The sequence below is a fragment of the Marinovum sp. 2_MG-2023 genome, assembly GCF_030548265.1.
Classification (GTDB): domain Bacteria; phylum Pseudomonadota; class Alphaproteobacteria; order Rhodobacterales; family Rhodobacteraceae; genus Marinovum.
Map to the genome: position 1 here is coordinate 1 of NZ_JAUOSD010000040.1, position 17,189 is coordinate 17,189.

The 17,189-nt window shown below is 55.5% G+C and carries 7 protein-coding genes and 7 pseudogenes; 9 read left to right on the plus strand and 5 right to left on the minus strand.

What is annotated here, in order from left to right:
• The first annotated feature begins 368 nt into the window (after positions 1-368).
• Complete coding sequence (locus Q4577_RS22475; RefSeq protein WP_303473044.1) at positions 369-3,377, plus strand: calcium-binding protein; 3,009 nt, start codon at positions 369-371, stop codon at positions 3,375-3,377.
• A gap of 9 nt (positions 3,378-3,386) precedes the next feature.
• Here the strand turns inward: Q4577_RS22475 and Q4577_RS22480 are convergent.
• Positions 3,387-4,119, minus strand: a pseudogene (locus tag Q4577_RS22480) (IS5 family transposase).
• 250 nt (positions 4,120-4,369) lie between these two features.
• Here Q4577_RS22480 and Q4577_RS22485 point away from each other — a divergent pair.
• The 3 genes and pseudogenes from Q4577_RS22485 to Q4577_RS22495 all read left to right on the plus strand — a co-directional run.
• The gene (locus Q4577_RS22485) at positions 4,370-5,329 is read left to right on the plus strand and encodes an IS110 family transposase (protein ID WP_303473047.1); all 960 of its coding nucleotides are present in this window, start codon (positions 4,370-4,372) and stop codon (positions 5,327-5,329) included.
• A gap of 267 nt (positions 5,330-5,596) precedes the next feature.
• Positions 5,597-8,356 carry a calcium-binding protein gene (locus tag Q4577_RS22490; protein WP_303473049.1) on the plus strand — a complete coding sequence of 920 codons (2,760 nt, stop codon included), beginning with the start codon at positions 5,597-5,599 and terminating at the stop codon, positions 8,354-8,356.
• Between the two features lie 173 nt (positions 8,357-8,529).
• A pseudogene (locus tag Q4577_RS22495) lies at positions 8,530-8,631 on the plus strand (IS481 family transposase); the annotation flags it as partial.
• A 253-nt stretch (positions 8,632-8,884) separates the two neighbouring features.
• Here Q4577_RS22495 and Q4577_RS22500 read toward each other — a convergent pair.
• Positions 8,885-9,379, minus strand: a pseudogene (locus Q4577_RS22500) (IS110 family transposase); the annotation flags it as partial.
• An 11-nt stretch (positions 9,380-9,390) separates the two neighbouring features.
• Positions 9,391-10,580 (minus strand): IS3 family transposase gene (locus Q4577_RS22505; RefSeq protein WP_303473051.1). Its coding sequence is split into 2 segments (ribosomal slippage): positions 9,391-10,319 and positions 10,319-10,580, totalling 1,191 coding nucleotides; the frame shifts between segments, so codons are not numbered across the junction.
• A gap of 63 nt (positions 10,581-10,643) precedes the next feature.
• Here Q4577_RS22505 and Q4577_RS22510 point away from each other — a divergent pair.
• Positions 10,644-11,611, plus strand: a pseudogene (locus tag Q4577_RS22510) (IS3 family transposase); the annotation flags it as partial.
• Between the two features lie 19 nt (positions 11,612-11,630).
• Positions 11,631-11,783, plus strand: a pseudogene (locus tag Q4577_RS22515) (IS481 family transposase); the annotation flags it as partial.
• Positions 11,784-12,065: 282 nt separating this feature from the next.
• On the opposite strand, the pseudogene Q4577_RS22520 reads toward Q4577_RS22515, so the two are convergent.
• Positions 12,066-13,101, minus strand: a pseudogene (locus tag Q4577_RS22520) (IS110 family transposase); the annotation flags it as partial.
• A gap of 16 nt (positions 13,102-13,117) precedes the next feature.
• Between Q4577_RS22520 and Q4577_RS22525 the strand changes: the two are divergent.
• From Q4577_RS22525 to Q4577_RS22535, 3 genes and pseudogenes are all read left to right on the plus strand, one after another.
• Positions 13,118-13,940, plus strand: a pseudogene (locus tag Q4577_RS22525) (IS5 family transposase); the annotation flags it as partial.
• 149 nt (positions 13,941-14,089) lie between these two features.
• Positions 14,090-14,938 carry a calcium-binding protein gene (locus Q4577_RS22530; protein ID WP_303473053.1) on the plus strand — a complete coding sequence of 283 codons (849 nt, stop codon included), beginning with the start codon at positions 14,090-14,092 and terminating at the stop codon, positions 14,936-14,938.
• A gap of 347 nt (positions 14,939-15,285) precedes the next feature.
• The gene (locus Q4577_RS22535) at positions 15,286-15,915 is read left to right on the plus strand and encodes an IS6 family transposase (RefSeq protein WP_303567667.1); all 630 of its coding nucleotides are present in this window, start codon (positions 15,286-15,288) and stop codon (positions 15,913-15,915) included.
• Between the two features lie 147 nt (positions 15,916-16,062).
• On the opposite strand, the gene Q4577_RS22540 is transcribed toward Q4577_RS22535, so the two are convergent.
• A complete protein-coding gene (locus Q4577_RS22540; RefSeq protein ID WP_303473365.1) occupies positions 16,063-16,266 on the minus strand; it encodes a hypothetical protein in 204 nt (67 codons plus the stop codon).
• Positions 16,267-17,189 lie beyond the last annotated feature (923 nt).

Below are 17,189 nucleotides of genomic sequence, written 5' to 3' on the forward strand. Positions count from 1 at the left end.
TACACCGCCGAAATGGTGACGTGATCGACCGAACATCAGAACTTTAAAATCCAAGAACAACAACTTGGCAATCCCGTTTTTGTCGTTCCAGCCAAGTGCCGCGCCGCCCTGACTATCCGATATCGCCGAATGCAAGCGTTCGAAGCTTGGACAACCGCAGCCGACGCTGTCTGACCCAGTAGATACCGGCCGTTCGTACAAGGCGTGAAAATTAACGTGACAACACCCTTTATACCCCTCCCTACCCACAACAATTTCCCATAAATTGCATCTATAGGCCACGGTTTCGCCAGAATGGTGGCCGCATTGCCGCCCGTACCGCTCCGTATCCCCTGTTCCATCAGACTGGGGTGCCGAGGTGAGAGAATATGCTGAACTTGGAATTTAGCGCCGCAATCGGCGCGTCTTGGGGGAACCTGGGGATTGATATCCGCGATCTAGAGCTGGTGGACGGGTTTAGTGGGCCATTCATCCTCGCCGCCAGCGGACCGCTTGGCGGAATGGTGAGCTTTCAGATGACCAATGGTTCTGTGCAGATCATCGACCGGGTCTCGTACAACTCCAACATGGCGCAGGCGGTCTCGGGCAAGATGACATTCGTCGACACCGGTGGCGCGCAATCGGTCATTGGGGTGTACTTTGCGCAGGGGGCTGTGGGCTATTCGGTCTCATCCTCCGGACAGATTGGCCAGGCCGTGTCCATGGCGTTGCCGGTGCACGACGGCACAAGCGGTCTGGCGATGACCACCAGCGCTGCGGGCCATGTTTATGCGATGACCGATATGGGCCGTTTGCAATACTTTTCGGCCGATGGGTCGGGCGGTTATCAGGGCGGGCAGGTGATCTGGGACAACGCCACCTCATATCTTTCGGATCCGGTATCGCTCTCGACCGTGACAGTGGGCGGGCAGGAACTTTTGTTGTCGCTTTGCGGTGACGAGGGCGGGCTGTCAGTTTACCGCATCGCGGGTGGCAGCGGCATGCTTAGCCAGGGCGATTCGATCGGCGCGGCCACCGGGTTGGGCCTCTTGAACACTCCCACCGATCTGGCCACGGTCGAAACTGGAGGGCGCAACTTTGCCATTATCGCCAGTGCTGCCGATCAGGGTACCGGCGGCGCGCTTAGCGTGGTTGAGCTGCATTCTGACGGCTCGGTCAATGTTACCGACCACCTGCTCGACAATCTGACTACCCGGTTTGGCCGGGCCGACAGCATCTCCATCGCGCAATCGGGCGATTGGACCTATGTCGCGGCAGGCGGTGGGGACGCCGGGATCAGCCTGTTTGTGCTGACCCCTACGGGGCGGCTTTTGCACATGGACAGTCTGCCTGACACCACCGCTTCGGGGTTGGAGCAGATCTCGGCTCTGACGATGTTTGACGCGGACGGAATGCTTCAGATCTTTGCCGCCTCGCAAAGCACCATTGGTCTCAGCCAGATCGAGGTTTCGCTCGCCGGGCAGGGCCGTGTGATCCAGGCCACCAGTGGCAACATCACCGGCACTTCAAACAATGACATGCTAGTGGGCGGATCCGGGGCCAATACCATTTCGGGCGGCGCGGGCGATGATATACTGATGGACGGCGCCGGGGTGGACCGGCTGATCGGGGGAGTCGGCGCCGATCTCTTTGTGCTGGATGCTGATGGCGTGCGTGATGTGATTGTCGATTTCAATCCCAATCAGGACATGCTGGAGTTGAGCGCGGTGCCGATGCTTTATGATCCTAGTCGGTTGCAAGTGACTCAGACAAGCAGGGGCGCAGTGTTGACTTTTCCGGGCGGCGAAGAGACCGAGATCCGCCGTTTGGGCGGCGGGTCCCTGACTGAGGAGGAGATTTTTGCCGCCATCGACTGGGGAGCGGACCGCACGCCGTTTCTGTCGTACAATGAGGTGATGGGCACCGGTGTGGCAGATTTAATTAACGGCACCAGCGGCACTGATCTGATTTACGGGCTGGACGGGGCTGATACGCTGGTTGGCTTGTCGGGTGCGGATGTGCTGGATGGCGGCGACGGAGGTGATCGCATCAACGGCGGCACAGGCGATGATCAGATCATGGGCGGCAATGGTGCTGATTACATTCTGGCCGGCGCGGGGAATGATGCGATCTTAGACACTTCGCAGGGTGGCAGCGCCGGGCGCGACAGCGTCTGGGGCGGCGACGGAGAAGATTCCATTTCGACCGGCGGCGGCGATGATCTTGTCGATGGCGAAGCGGGAGACGACACGATCTGGGGCGGCTGGGGCAATGACACGCTGGCGGGGGGAGACGGCAACGATGAGTTGCGCGGCTCGGTGGGCTTTGACCGGCTCTCCGGGGCGGCGGGTGACGATTATCTCGACGGCGGCGATGGCAACGATTGGCTTAGTGGCAGCGGCGGTGAAGACACGCTTTTGGGCGGGTCCAATTCCGACGAGCTAATCGGCGGCAACGGCAATGACCATCTCGAAGGTCAGCATGGTTATGACCGGCTGGACGGCGGCTGGGGGGAAGACTGGATGCATGGCGGTACCCAGAATGACACGCTCGTGGGAGGCGGCGGGGCTGACACGATGTATGGCGCCAACAACAACGACCGGCTTGAAGGGCAGGGTGGCGATGACGTGATGGACGGGGGCCAGCACAACGACTGGATGCACGGCGGGTCAGGCGATGATTCCATGTTGGGGGGTGGTATGAACGACACGCTGTTTGGCGGCTCGGGCAATGACACGCTCGAAGGGCAGTACGGCGCGGATGTGATCGAAGGTGGTATGGGCAACGACTGGATCCACGGCGGCGCCATGTCCGACACGATCCGCGCAGGCTCGAGCAGTGATACGGTCAACGGCGGCTCTGGCTCGGACGCGATCTGGCTCGACGATGGCGACGATCTGTTCAACGGGTACAATCAGGGCGGCAGTCTGGGTCGCGACACGATCCGCGGCGGCGCGGGTGACGACACTGTGCTGGCCTCGGCGGGCGATGACGAGATCCACGGCCAGGCGGGCAATGACCTACTGTCGGGTGGCGCGGACAGGGATCTGCTGACCGGGGGCAACGGCCATGACACGCTTATGGGGGGGATGGGCAATGATACGCTGCACGGCGGGACTGGAAATGATCGGCTGGAGGCAGGCCTTGGCAACGATGACCTGACCGGCGGAGCGGGGGCAGATACGTTTGTGTTTTTCTCTGGGTCGGGGCGCAATACGATCAGTGACTTCAACCCCGGCGTCGATCTTCTGGAGCTTGACGTGAACGCCGCGAGCTTTTCCGATCTTACCGTGACCAATGCGCCGCGCGGCGTCTGGCTGAACTGGGGCAACGGCGAGGTGCTTCTCGAAGGGCTGACGGCGGCCGACATCGCCAATGGCGATATCGACTTTATCTAGGGTCAGGACTCATAGCTTATAGATGACGAGCGCTGCAAGGGCGATGGCTGAGAGGAAGACCTTCGGACACCTGTCGTAGCGGGTTGCCACGCGCCGCCGATCTTTCAACCTGCCGAACATGATCTCGATCCGGTTGCGCCGCTTGTACCGACGCTTGTCGTATTTGACGGTTTTCTTTAGCTGTTTCCGGCCAGGGATGCAGGCGTGTATCTCTTTGTCTTGCAACGCTTCTCGGAACCAATTTGCATCGTATCCACGATCTCCGAGCAGCCAATCGACTTTCGGCAGACTGCTCAACAACGCCCGTGCGCCGATGTAGTCGCTGACCTGTCCTGCGGTCACGAACAGGTTCAGCGGGCGTCCGTGACTGTCGCAGATGGCGTTCAGTTTGGTGTTCATGCCGCCCTTGGTCCGGCCGATCAAGCGTCCACGCCCCCCCTTTTTGACGCCCATGCTGGTCGCTGTCCGGTGGGCCTTCAGATACGTCGCGTCCACTGCCCGGCAGTGGTTTGCCTGCAAACCATGAGAGGGGATCAACACGGTCTTCTGTTCCCCGTGCTCAGCGGCCAGGCCGACCATCATCCGCGCGAAGATGCCCTACCGTTTCCAACGGTTGTAAAGCGTCTTATGCGGCCCATAGGCAGCAGGAGCATCTCGCCACCGCAAGCCATTGCGATTGATGAAGATAATCCCGCTCAAGACGCGCCATCTGCGCATCCGTCAGCCAGAAGAGATCAGACATGTTCACCGCTCGTTTTCTAGCTGTGAATTACGCCGCTAGACGGAAATCAATGGGTCCTGACCCTTCTGTATCTTGCCTTTGCTATTCTGACCCCGTCAGCGACCTTGGCCGAGGTTGCTGACGGGGCGGTGTATGGCGTCTGAGCCTTGTGGGTTTGACCACGTTTGTTAGCGAGCCAGCACCGTCCCTCTTCATCGTCTCGAACAGTTGAATGCGGCCTCCGAGGACCGCGGAGCAGAAGGAAGAGAGTATGAACAAGGTATCACTGGCACGGATCATCGGTATAGATGTGTCGCGCGACTGGCTGGATATTCATTTCCTGCCGGAAGGCCAGAGGCTGCGGTTCGCAAACACGGATGAGGGGCATCAGCAGCTCATTCATCTGGCTCGACCGGTCGGCGCTTTGGTGTGCTTCGAAGCGACCGGAGGTCAGGAGTGGCGTCTGTGGGCGGCCCTCGACGCTGCCGGGGTCGCCACCAGGCAAGTGCCTCCCGCTCAAATCAAGGCATTTGCGGCCAGCCGGGGCACACGTGCCAAGACAGACAGGATTGACGCTGAACTCATCGCGCGTTTCATGGCCTTCCGTCCCGAGGCCGGGCGAAGCTTACCACATGAAAAGTTGCGCCTTCTCAGGGCATTGGTCTCGAAACGTGGGCAGCTTGTCGAGACGCGCAAACGCCTCCTTGCACAGATCAAGGCACAAGAAAAGCTCGGCTCGGCGGACACGTTCGCGTCGATGGATGTCGATCTGAAAGCCCTGCTGGATAGCCAGATTGCAGAATTGGAGGCGCGGATCGAACAATCCATCGTCTCGGATGATGAACTGGCTTCTACCGCCGAAATCTTGCGTTCGGTTCCTGGCATCGGTCCGGTTGCCAGCACCATGCTGATTGCCGAGATACCCGAACTGGGCCATCTCTTGCGCGAGCAAGCCGCAGCGCTTACCGGTCTTGCGCCTATCGCGCATGACAGCGGTGCCTTTCGTGGGAAGCGTGCAATTGGCGGAGGGAGAAGGCTATTGCGCCACGTACTGTTCCAGGCTGCTCTCGTTGCCAGCCACCACAATCCGGTTCTCAAACCATTCGCGGATCGCCTGCGCGCGGCTGGAAAGCCCCACAAGGTGGTCATCATCGCCGTCGCCAGAAAACTCGTCACAATCACAAATGCCATGTGCAAATCACGTCAAAAGTGGTCACGTCTAACCGCCTGAAAAATACAGTTGCTAAGTTTCGCATCTCGTGAAACCAAAGTTGAAGCCCTGGTTAACCTCAACCTATCAAAATGGATGGGCCTATTCCTAAATTTTCAACAGAAGGGCCGATATGAAAAGGCGATCAAAATAATAGATCAATAACGTTCACTATTTTAATAGAATGCCAATTCAGCCTCAAAATGGCCAAGGATTGGACACAATGTTTTAGAAGGTTATTAACCCGACTACTCCAATCTTTCTGACTAGGTGAGTAGGAGAAGTGCATTGATATCCATTGCTTCAACAATACGCAATTCAGGGGGCGCTGAATACAATATCGATAGATATATTTTTGGCGTGAATACTCTGTTCCACAATGACTCCGTCGCCACTGGCTCTGATTACAACGAGGTAATTGACCGTGTTAATCCGACTGTAATTCGGTTCCCAGGAGGAACAATCACTGAAGAATATCTTGATCTAACTGACCCCAACCGAACAACAGCCTTCAATAATTTAGACGTTATATCAGGAAACGGAAACCCGCGTGCACGTTCCGTGACCGCTCTAAATGCATTCATGGAGAATGCAGAGCAGAATAACGCCTCTGTGTTATTAGTTCTACCTACATATCGATACTTCGACCAATCATCGCGCGGCCTGACACCTCAAGCAGAACAAGAAATTAAGGTGTTTGTCCGAAACGTATTGAATGATAATTACGGCACGGCCTCGATCATCGGGTTCGAGATTGGAAATGAATGGTATCAGTCCCGATTTTCTTGGACAACCGAGGAATTCGGGAACGTTCAGCACCAAATTTCGGTATGGATCGATGACGTCTATCGAGATTTAGGAATTGTTGAAGAGCCTGACGTCTATGTTCAAGCAGGTCGATCTTTAGCGGAAAACGAAACGCTTGCTGCGTACTTTGACAATAATTACAACATTATTGATGGTGTGATTTCTCATCTTTATGCTACCAACTCAAGTGGAGATCCGCTTGGAATTGGATCTGGTATTGCAATTCGTTTAGACGAAATAATTAATACTTGGTCGTTCAACGGCGCGGCCTCTCTTGATCTAATAATATCCGAGTGGAATGTGGGGGAAAGTGGCCCTCACACCACAATAATCAATGGAATTATGCGGTTCGCTCCATTGCTTCGCGTTTTCGTAGAGATGATCGAGAATGGTGTCGATATAGCAAACATTTGGACCGCTCAATCTCCCGGACCAGCGGGTCTTAGTCTTGCGGAAGGCACTGGGTCGGACCTCACGCCAACTGGAGTGTTGTTCTCTCTTTGGTCGGATTACTTGCGAGGCGCAACCCTAGTAGAGATGGATAGCGGAAGTGACCTTCTAGACTATCAAGGAACCCAAGTTGGTTACCAATATTTGTTCGAGTCCGGAGATGACTCAATTCTCTATCTAGCATCTGGCGTCGAAGACTCTATGTCCATCACTCTAAATGTAACTGACTTAGTTTCAAATAGCACGTATATTTTCGCTACGATTTTGAGCGGTGCTCCTAACGATACTGGAACTGGCTACGATTCCAGCGCAGCTCAATATTACGCCACAAATTTGGCGCCTGTAGAAGATTCAGACGGACAAATTTTTATTACATTACCAGTCGGAGAGTATGAATTGGTGCAGGTTCATTTCTCAGATAATCACGGAGTGAATATAGAAGGTGACCAAACGTTCAATATAGTGGATGAATTGGTGGGGTCGAATTTTGATGATCTATTGGATGGAGGTTTGGGGGATGACACCATCAATGGTGAAGCCGGTCACGACACCTTGATTGGCGCCGAGGGAGATGACGTCATTTTCGGGGGGGCAGATCACGACAAGATCTTCGGGGGTGACGGTGATGACTACATGGAGGGGGAAGTTGGGCGCGACAGCCTCGATGGCGGAAACGGCGACGACACGCTACTCGGTGGAAATTGGCATGACACCTTGAGTGGTGGAAGCGGTAGCGATTCGCTGGAGGCCGGCAACGGAAACGACAGCCTCTTCGGTGAAGACGGAGACGACTTGTTGAACCCAGGATTGGGAAGAGATACTGTCGATGGCGGTCTAGGCACTGACGTTATGGCCTTTTCCGATGCGGGGGTGTTTTTAGAAGCCTCTGGCGACGGGGAGGGCACATATAGTACAGGTGTTGGAGGCCAATTTTTCGGGATCGAAATTCTTGAAATGTCCAGTGAGGCTGATTCTATTAGCGGAGCCGAATACTTAGAGGTTGCAAACCTTCGAGGCGGGGATGATGTGTTGAACTATCGCGCTACAGGTACCGATTTGTCGCGAACAGAGCTCATATTTAGTACTGACGGTGGTTCGGGCCATGACATACTCTCATTTTCACAAAGCACCACTGCAGTCAATATCTGGCTGACCAATGGTTTCGTTGAGACGGGAAATGGTTGGATAGATTTCAAAAATTTCGAGGCGTTCATTGGAACTCAATACGGTGATGTAATCTCTGGAGCGTTCGTTAGAGATGGGGAGGTCATAAGTGGCCGTTTTGATACCGGCGCAGGAGATGATATGATAAGCTTGTTTGGCGGAGATTCACATATTGTTAATGTCGGCTCCGGCGATGATTTTGTCCTAATGCAAGGCGCGTCCGGTGATATCTACTGCGGTTCTGGCAACGATCAAGCACAATTGCGCGGGTCAGGTGCCTTTATAGACGGAGGCGATGGTGACGACCTCTTGAATGGTCTATTTGCTCAACAAACTACATTCCGTGGTGGTGCAGGGAATGATACTTTGGTGGGCGGGGCAGAATCGGATACATTTATTTTTTCAAATGGTGATGGACATGATATCATTCTTGAATTTGACACTGCGTTTGGAGCGGATTTAATTGACCTTAGCAACATTCTGGCTATAGATAATTTCTCCGACTTAATCCAAAATCATGCTCGTCAAACTGCGGCTGGAGTCCAGATCGCCTTGGGGCCAGACACAAGTATATTGCTGGATGGCGTATCGACCCAAGACCTGAGCGCGGAACTATTCCTCTTTTAACGCCACAATGACAAAACGTCGAAGTCGTCGCTAATGGCTTTAATACGTGAAATTTTGACCGTGGAATTGAAAAGGTATCTGTTCCATTCCGGATGGTCACACAAGCCCTCGGCGATCGGCGCTTTTCAAGGCAAGATCGGTCCTGAGGGAAGTTTGGGGCGGAGCGCGACCATGTGATCCATCTTCACAAGCAGGCCACGACAACGCCGAAGGTTGGGGCTGCAATCCAAGCCAGTGATGAAACCGGAATGGTTCTTGCAGTTCGCTTCGGAGTGACCCCGCAAATTGTCTATATCTATGGATGTCTCTCCTTTTGCAAGATTTTCGCTGATCTGTTCCGCCGCCAGGTCCCAGGTTGCAAACATCTATCCGGCGTCACCGGGATGGTGCGCCCAAATGGGAATTCCGCGTGGTGAGCCTCAACAAATGGTCGGCCTCAAGAGGCCATTATAAAAGCCAGGTTCCTCACACACCGGAGTTTGCCGGTCGGTTCATTTCTTTGATCTTCTTGCAATCCTTGTTGCGCGGTTAGACGGGGGCGCGGAACTCCTCTTTTCTGTTGAGCATAGCCCAGATGATCCGGGCGTTCTTGTTGGCCACGGCGACGATGGCGCGGTTCATGCCGCGCCGCTCGCGCAACCTGTTGACCCACTGACTGAACGGGTCCGTCTTTCGTTGCGCGACACGGACCACGGACCTAGCTCCGTGGATCAACAGGGTTCGTAGGTGTCTGTCTCCGCGCTTGCTGATCCCCATAAGCAGCCTCTTGTCAGCGCTTGAGTGCTGCCGTGGAACCAGCCCCATCCAAGCGGCGGGATGTCTTCCATTCTTGAACTCCCGACCGTCGCCCACGGCTGCGACAACAGCTGTCGCCGTCTTTGGGCCGACACCGCAGATGCGTGCGATCCGGCGGCAATCTACATTGGATTTGAAAACAGTATCGATACGGCGGTCGAAGGCCGTGATGCGGGCGTCGATCTGACCCATAAAGTCGAAAAGGTCACCGATGATCTCTCTGACCTGCCACTGAATTTTCACCCAGCCGGAACCGGAGCCCTTCGGGTTGATACGCCGATTGGCGCAGGTTGAGCAACCGGCAGATGCGCGGAGCTTTCAGGTAGCGCAGCGCGGCTGTCGGTTGCGGTGAGCAGGTCCTCGGCGAACGCCCTGGGCGTTTGGTAGCCGAGGGCCGAATGTGGCCTCTCCTCATTGTAGTCTGCTGCCCAGGCCCGGATCGTGGATCGGGCGTGGGCCATGTCGCGGAACATTGTCTCGTTCAGTAGCTCGTCTCGCATGCGTCCATTGAAACTTTCCACAAAGCCATTCTGCATCGGCTTGCCCGGAGCGATGTAGTGCCACTCGACCCCGCGCTCGGCGGCAAAGGTTAAGATCGCGTTACTGGTCAGTTCGGTGCCGTTGTCAGAGACGATCATGCCGGGCTTGCCCCGTCGTTCCATCACCCGGGCCAGTTCCCGCGCGACACGCCGCCCCGAGATCGATGTGTCCGGGATCGCCGCCAAGCACTCACGGGTGACATCGTCAACCACGTTCAAGATACGAAACCGCCGCCCACAGGCGAGTTGGTCGTGCACGAAGTCCAGAGACCAGCGGGCATTGGGCCGCGCCTCGACCAGGATCGGAGCGCGTGTGCCGATGGCCTTGCGCCTGGCGCGGCGCTTACGCACCGCCAGCCCTTCTTCGCGATAGAGCCGGTAGATGCGGTTGATGCCCGAGGGCTCGCCCTCGCGGCGCAGCAGAATGAACAAGCGTCGGTAGCCAAACCTGCGACGTTCATTGGCCAGATCGCGCAGCCGCTGGCGCAGCTCGGTCTCTGGCGGTCTGATCGACCGATAGCGGATCATCTTCCGATCCGCCCCGGCAATCTGGCAGGCCCGCCGTTCCGACAAGCCCATCCGGGCCCGCAGATGCGCAACGGCCGCGCGCTTTACGGCGGGCCTTACCATTTTTTTGACAAAAGCTCCTTCATCGCCGCCGCATCCAGCATCTGTTCGGCCAGCAGCGTCTTCAGCTTCGCATTCTCGTCCTCAAGCGCCTTCAGCCGCTTGGCGTCGGAAACCGTCATCCCGCCATACTTCGCCTTCCAGGCATAGAATGTGCCCTCCGACATGCCATGCTTGCGGCACAGATCGGCACACTTCGCGCCTGCCTCATGCTCGGTCAGAATGCCGATGATCTGTTCTTCACTGTATCTCGTTCGCTTCATTGTCCGTCCCTTCGTTGGGTCGGACTCTAGTTCCAGCTGGAGGAAAAATCCCGTGGCAGGTCAGTGTCGGAGGCCAAGAGACTGAAGGCGCTTGAGGTTGAGAATGCCAAACTGAAGAAGCTGCTGGCGGAGCAAATGATGGATGTCTCAACGCTCAAGGAGATGTTGGGAAAAAACTTTTGAGGCCCGGTTCACGCAAAAAGGCAGTGACCTGGGCCATGACAGAGAAGCAATACAATCAAAAGCGGGCCTGCGCCTTGGCTGGGATCGACCCGCGTGTTTATCGGCGTACGTCGAAGCGGCCAGCGGACACTGATCTGCGAGATCGGTTGAAGGATCTCTCGTCTGAGCGGCGGCGGTTTGGTTATCGTCGTCTGCACATCCTGCTCAAACGCGAAGGCTGGCAAGTAAACTGGAAAAAGCTGTACCGGATTTACCGCGAAGAGGGATTAGCAGTCCGTAAACGTGGTGGTCGCAAGCGTGCAGTGGGCACCCGAGCACCGATGGCGGTCCCGCAGGGGCCAAACCAACGGTGGTCGCTCGACTTTGTGTCCGACAGCCTGTCCTGCGGTCGCCGGTTCCGCATTCTGAACGTGATCGACGACTTTAGCCGCGAATGTTTGGCTGCCGTGGTCGACACATCGCTCTCAGGCGACCGTGTGGGCCGTGAGCTGGACCGCATTGCTGAGATGCGCGGCTACCCCTGCATGGTGGTCAGCGATAACGGCACAGAACTAACTTCGAATGCGATCCTGAAATGGCAGGAAGACCGAAAGGTTGACTGCCACTACATCGCGCCGGGGAAGCCCATGCAAAATGGGTTTGTGGAAAGCTTCAACGGGAGGATGCGGGATGAATGTCTAAACGAGCACCTGTTCGACAACCTGCGACATGCCCGCCAGTTGATCGCTGCGTGGCGTACCGACTTCAACCACCACCGCCCACACACAAGCCTCGCTGGCCTGACGCCAGTCGAATATGCTAACAGGTCAGAAGAGGACCAAAACCTGAACAGAGCTAACCTAAGTTAGCGGACTCAATGGGGAGCAGGTCAACATCGATGTGAAATACCTGCCGCAAATGGCAGGTGAGACCTCGCGGCGCTATCTCTTCGAGGTAATCGACCGAGCGACCCGCTGGGTCTTCATCCGAGTGTTCAGGGCAAAGACGGCTGCCAACGCGCGTCGCTTCCTACGTGATCTGGAAGGCGCTTGCCCCCTGCTTTTCCGCACGCTTGCTGAGTGACAACGTCCTATATCGGGAAGATTTGGCTGCTTAGGTCAGCAGGTCATGGGGCATCCGGTGTCCCGTGTGCGTTGATATGGTCGCCCAAGCGGTCTCCGCCGTCAAGAAGCGGTTTCTCCCATAGCAAACAAAGGGTAAGCGCGATGGCGGCCCTCACCGTCCTTAAGACGAGATCCAAAATTTCAAGCGGAAGACCTGAACATTGTCTACGAGGTAAGCGAACTGCCTATACGGCTCTGATCAGACAAGGGTCCTTCCGCCTGGGCTCACCCCCTCGAAGAAGGGGCGATAGGGTTCACCGTGTTTGAACGCGGCGTGTACCGTGCGCGCCATCTTGGCCGCGATGGCGGTGTAGGCCTTGCGGTCCAGATGGGCATTGTGGCGGTCCCGCGCGATGTAGCGTTCGAACTTGTCACGGAAGCTGTTGGTGCGTTTGAGTACAGCAACCTGTCCAGCCATCCAGAAGGTTCGGCGAAATCGCGCATTGCCGTGTTTAGAGATGCGGCTCTGGCGGCGGAACATGTAGGACTGCACGGTTGCGAGATCCATGCCACAGAACTTCAGGATTTGGCGGTGATGGCGGAAACAGCGCGGATCGCCGGCCTCCGCCAAGATGGTCAGGGCATTGATCGGGCCGATACCGGGAATGGTTGTTAGAAGCTGATAATCGGGATGATCGCACAGAAGCTCGACGGCCCGCGCCTCGATCTCGTTGCGCTGGCGAACCAGGCTTCGGCCAGCATAAGACGGAACATACGAACGGCGTCGGAATCTGGGCTGACGGGTAATCCCACTGAACCAGCCGCTGTTGCGTAAACATCTGAGAGTAAGCGTTCTTTTGAGACCTTACGGCCGACCACCTGCCACGCATCAGCAACGAAGGCCTCACGGCTCATAGCCGTGATCATATGCGGTGTCGGATACTTCTCGAGGAATGCCAAAAACCAGTCTGTGCGCGAGCTGCGGTGAAAGCGTTCTGCCTCGGGAAAGTACAGCGGCAGATAATGCGTCAGGATACGATCTCATGGGTCTTCGACAGCTCCTGGATGTAGGCAACGCCGGTCGCGAGCGGATCGTGGAAAAACCGCACTGCGCCGATCTCCGGCATGTGCAGGATGACCTGGGCGTCCTTCGGGTCGTTCTTGTCCCAGCTGTTGTGCAGGGCTTCGCGCGTCCGGGCCAGGCCCGCCGAAGAGGCAAGCTTCAGTTCGAACACGGCTTGGTCGAGATGGTGCGCCAGCGTTCTATGATAGTTGCCGGTCGCCTCAAAGCCGATGGTTTGGACACCGCCACCAAGCGGCAAGCGCGGTCAGAAGCAGCAATTCAGTGATGCCGCCTTTCAGGCTTGTCTGACGCTGAAGGCCCTGATTGGCATGCCGCTTCGCCAGACAACCGGGTTTGTCCAGAGCTTGCTGCGGCTGGTTGGGTTGGACTGGGCAGCGCCGGATTTCGGCACCTTATATCAGCGTCAGCAGACACTGAATGTGAGCCTGCCGTATTGCGGGTCAACTGGGCCACTAAATCTCTTAATCGACAGCACAGGCATCAAGGCCGAAGGTGAATGAGAGTGAAACGCACGCAAACACGGAGGCGCCAAACGCCGCGTTTGGCGTAAGATTCACACTGGCATCGATGAGGAAACGTTTGAAGTGCGAGCGGTCGAAGTCACCGGTAGCAACATTAGCGACGCACCCATCCTACTCGAACTTCTGAACCAAACTCCATCCGAGCAGGACCTCGGAAGCGTTACTGCGGATGGGGCGTATGGGGCGTATGACACCCGTAAATGCCACGAGGCGATAGCCGCCAGAGATGCCCATGCGGTGATCCCGTCACGCAAGAATGCAAAGCCCTGGAAGTCAATAAGCGCCGGAGCAACTGCTCGTAACGATGCGGTCGATGCGCAGCGATATCTGGGCCGCACCCTGTGGCGACGTTAGAGCGGATACTACCGCAGAAACCGGGTCAAGACAAAGATGCATTGTATAATAATTACTCGGCCAATCGCTGATGGCAAGGTACTTTGACCGGTAGGTCGAGGAAATCCAAACTCGCATCGCCGTCCTCAACCGCTACACCGCTCTGGGCATACCTATCACGGAACCTGTAGGCTAAGTGCGTCTTGGAAAAGAAGAAGATCGGCCGACAACCGATTCGTGCAACAATGCTAGTATTGTTAACCAGTTGCACTGTTTAGAATTTTCGGCGGTACTGTTTTGAGTTAAACATGTGCAGTTTCTTTGGGATAGGAGTAAGAGTAGCAAATGCTTGGATTAGCTTTTTTGTTATCCGCAGGGCTGGGTGCGCTGGTTTGGGTCGGGCCAAATGGCGAAGCAGAAGAGGACAGTCGCGAATTAGGGGGGGATAGTGGTGAGCCTCCGGATTCCGAGGATTCCGGAGAAACTCCGAACGAGGTCATTCCAATGAACGAACTCCTCGGGCTATTGGAGGAGGGAGGTTCGTCCAACGATTGGATAGTCACAGAGGAAACAGAACTGTCTAACCCCGAGGGCATGCTTGGTGAGGACGAAATCCCCGATGAACAAAGGCTTTCAGAAATTGGCTCCTCTGAGACAGAAATGGATCTAGTGCTGCATGGCGGAGACGGTGATGATCTAGTGCAAGGCGGACATGGAAACGACTTTTTGATTGGTGGTGGGGGAAGCGACGAGGTCAATGGCGGAGACGGCGATGATACTATCATTGGAACCGACGATTATGAAATGACAGAAGGAGATTTCCCCTTCTACCAACTAGAGGATGACACTCTGACCGGCGGAGATGGAGACGACACCATTATAGGTCACTCCGGAACGGCGGAAGGCGGATCAGGCAACGACACGTTCGTGGCAACAGGATTAGGCATCCTTTCGATCACCGATTTTGGCGACGATGACGAGTTGGTGATATTGCGAAATACAAGCGATTTTGATCTCGCTGGCGGGCAGAGTGAAACGCCAGAAATCGAAGTTCGCTTGTCCGACGACGAAACCCAAACAGAGATTTTTGTTGATGGGGAATGCGCCGCCATACTGGAGGGAATAGTATCGCTAAGCGCCGAACAGATTTCGGTGGTTCTCTCCGATGATCTTCAAGCCCAGATCTGGGCCTGAATGGCCTTGTCTTGGCGACCCACCGGCCACCTTGAGATTACCAATCCAGAATTTCTTGGAGCGCCGCTTCAATTGTTGACCTTTGTTTGAAGCACCGAAGTCGCGCGAAATTTGGCGGCTTCAAGGTATCCTGTGTTTTTCAAAAAACTCCAGCAATTTTCAAATTGGGCGATTTTCACGCAATGCTGGAAAAGGCTTCGATCCATACAAGAGAATACTGTAAGCGGTCCGCCGGTCACACGGGTTTTGCATAGTTCCATAGTAGCAGATCGTTGATTTCCGTTTATTTATGCCCGCCAGGGCACTGTCAGGTTGCTGACGCCGAAGCGGCAGGGTAGTTCCCCCTCATGCTGAACACCGAAGATTTGTCCCGGATCAAGGGCTTCCGATTTCCACGCAGCGTCACGGTGTCTTACGAGACGATCCGGGATTGGGTGAACCGCTTTGGCCAGCAGTTTGCCGCCAGGATCCGTCGGGACCGTCCGGCGCCGGCCGACAAATGGTATCTCGACGAGGTTGTGCTCCGGATCAAGGGACGGAGCCACTGGCTTTGGCGGGCAGTCGATGCCAATGGGGATGTACTCGACATCCTGGTCCAGTCGCGGCGCAACAAGGCCGCTGCCCTGCGTTTCCTGCGCAAACTCATGAAACGTTGGGGTAAGCCCCGAGTTCTCGTGACGGACAAGTTGCGATCCTACGACGCGGCCAATGCGGAGATCGCACCCGGCATCGAGCACCGCCAGCACAAGGGATTGAACAACCGAAGCGAGGCGTCCCACAGGCATACCCGAAGACGCGAGAAAGTGATGGGCCGGTTTAAATCCCCGCGCCAGGCGCAGACGTTCCTGTCCGTGCATGATCGGGCCACCATTCTGTTTCGTCCGAAGCGCCACCGTCTGTTCGCGAAATCCTATCGGCACGCCAGATCTGATGCGTACGACTTGTGGGTCGGCTACGCAGCCGAGTTGGCCGCTTGATTTCGGAATTCACCAACCAACTCAGCCACACACCAGCAACTTGACAAAGCCGGTTTAAGGTCTCAGGTCGCTTTGCGACACTACCTTCATGGTCATCCAACTTTCACCATATGGAATTCACACAATCAATTGAGGCCATCAGGCTGCTCAATGAGGCGCGCCGTGATATGAAAGAAAGACACGTTCGCAAATGTCCGTAACTTCAGAGGCGCTTGATTGCGGAGCTCCTATTCCATGGCGAAATGTAACTCTCGCCGCCAGAAGTTCTTTTATTAGCGGCTCCAAGTCTTCGTCGCGAGCAAACGGCTCAAGATCATCAAAAACTTTGTGAAGCCATTTATAATCGTTCATCGGCACCTCGCGCGGGCTGTACACTCTATTTCAAGAAGCCGCCTCAGGCTGCACACGCATTGGTTAATTTAACCCTAACTGGTTGACCTGCCCCCGAGGCTCCTTCATTCATAACCAGAGTCTGCGGGTCTGTGCTCTGCCCCCCGAAAACTGGATCGTTTGAGGCTGGAGTATTCCGCTAAATTTCCTTGACTGGGAGAGGAGCGGAATCGCATGAAAGCATAGAAATTCACGGAGACGCAGAAGGCCTTCATCCCGAAGCAGGGCGAGCAGGAACGCCAGTCGCAGAGGTCTGTCGTAAGGCTGGGAGCAGTGCAATTGTGTGTGTTTGAACCCACTCGCCAAATTTTGAGTTGTCATTGCTAAAGTTAAAAATCCTTTAACCATTTCTGTATGACGATGGCGAGATCCACCACAACTACACTGGCAAAGATTACTATGCACAATCTAGGATTCCTTGCATTTTGGGTCATCATCCTGTTAGCACCGTTTCTGGCGTTGACCATGCAAGTTTGGGAATTTTGGATACGTCCACTCACATTCCCTCGCAAGGCGATAGAAGCGAGTGCCAGAAAACTACTCATCAATTACGGCGAGTACGCTGAAAAACGCTGCCAAGAGCTTCAGTATTCGGCGTGGTTGCGTGGAGATATTGTTTGCCAAGGAAAATGGAGAAAAGTTGAGAAGGTATTACAATCAGTCGCTGCAAGAGAGTTAGGTCGCAATCCCCCCCCAAATTAATGATGTTCAAAAGGCGAGTTTTCTCGTCAGAATATCTGGGGAGATTTAAGATGAAGAACGGACTTTACAGCGACGTACAGATCATGGCCGAGTTGAAGCAGACTGAACCGCCCCCAGTTTGCCGGAGGCTCCAAAGTAAGTATGGATGGAGCCCATGGAAAAAAGTAGCAGAGCCAACAGAT

Excerpts from the sequence above, each read along its gene's own strand:
- Q4577_RS22475 (WP_303473044.1), top strand. The coding sequence starts at position 369 with ATGCTGAACTTGGAATTTAGCGCCGCAATCGGCGCGTCTTGGGGGAAC.
- Q4577_RS22485 (WP_303473047.1), top strand. The coding sequence starts at position 4,370 with ATGAACAAGGTATCACTGGCACGGATCATCGGTATAGATGTGTCGCGC.
- Q4577_RS22530 (WP_303473053.1), top strand. The coding sequence starts at position 14,090 with ATGCTTGGATTAGCTTTTTTGTTATCCGCAGGGCTGGGTGCGCTGGTT.
- Q4577_RS22535 (WP_303567667.1), top strand. The coding sequence starts at position 15,286 with ATGCTGAACACCGAAGATTTGTCCCGGATCAAGGGCTTCCGATTTCCA.
- Q4577_RS22540 (WP_303473365.1), bottom strand. The coding sequence starts at position 16,266 with ATGAACGATTATAAATGGCTTCACAAAGTTTTTGATGATCTTGAGCCG.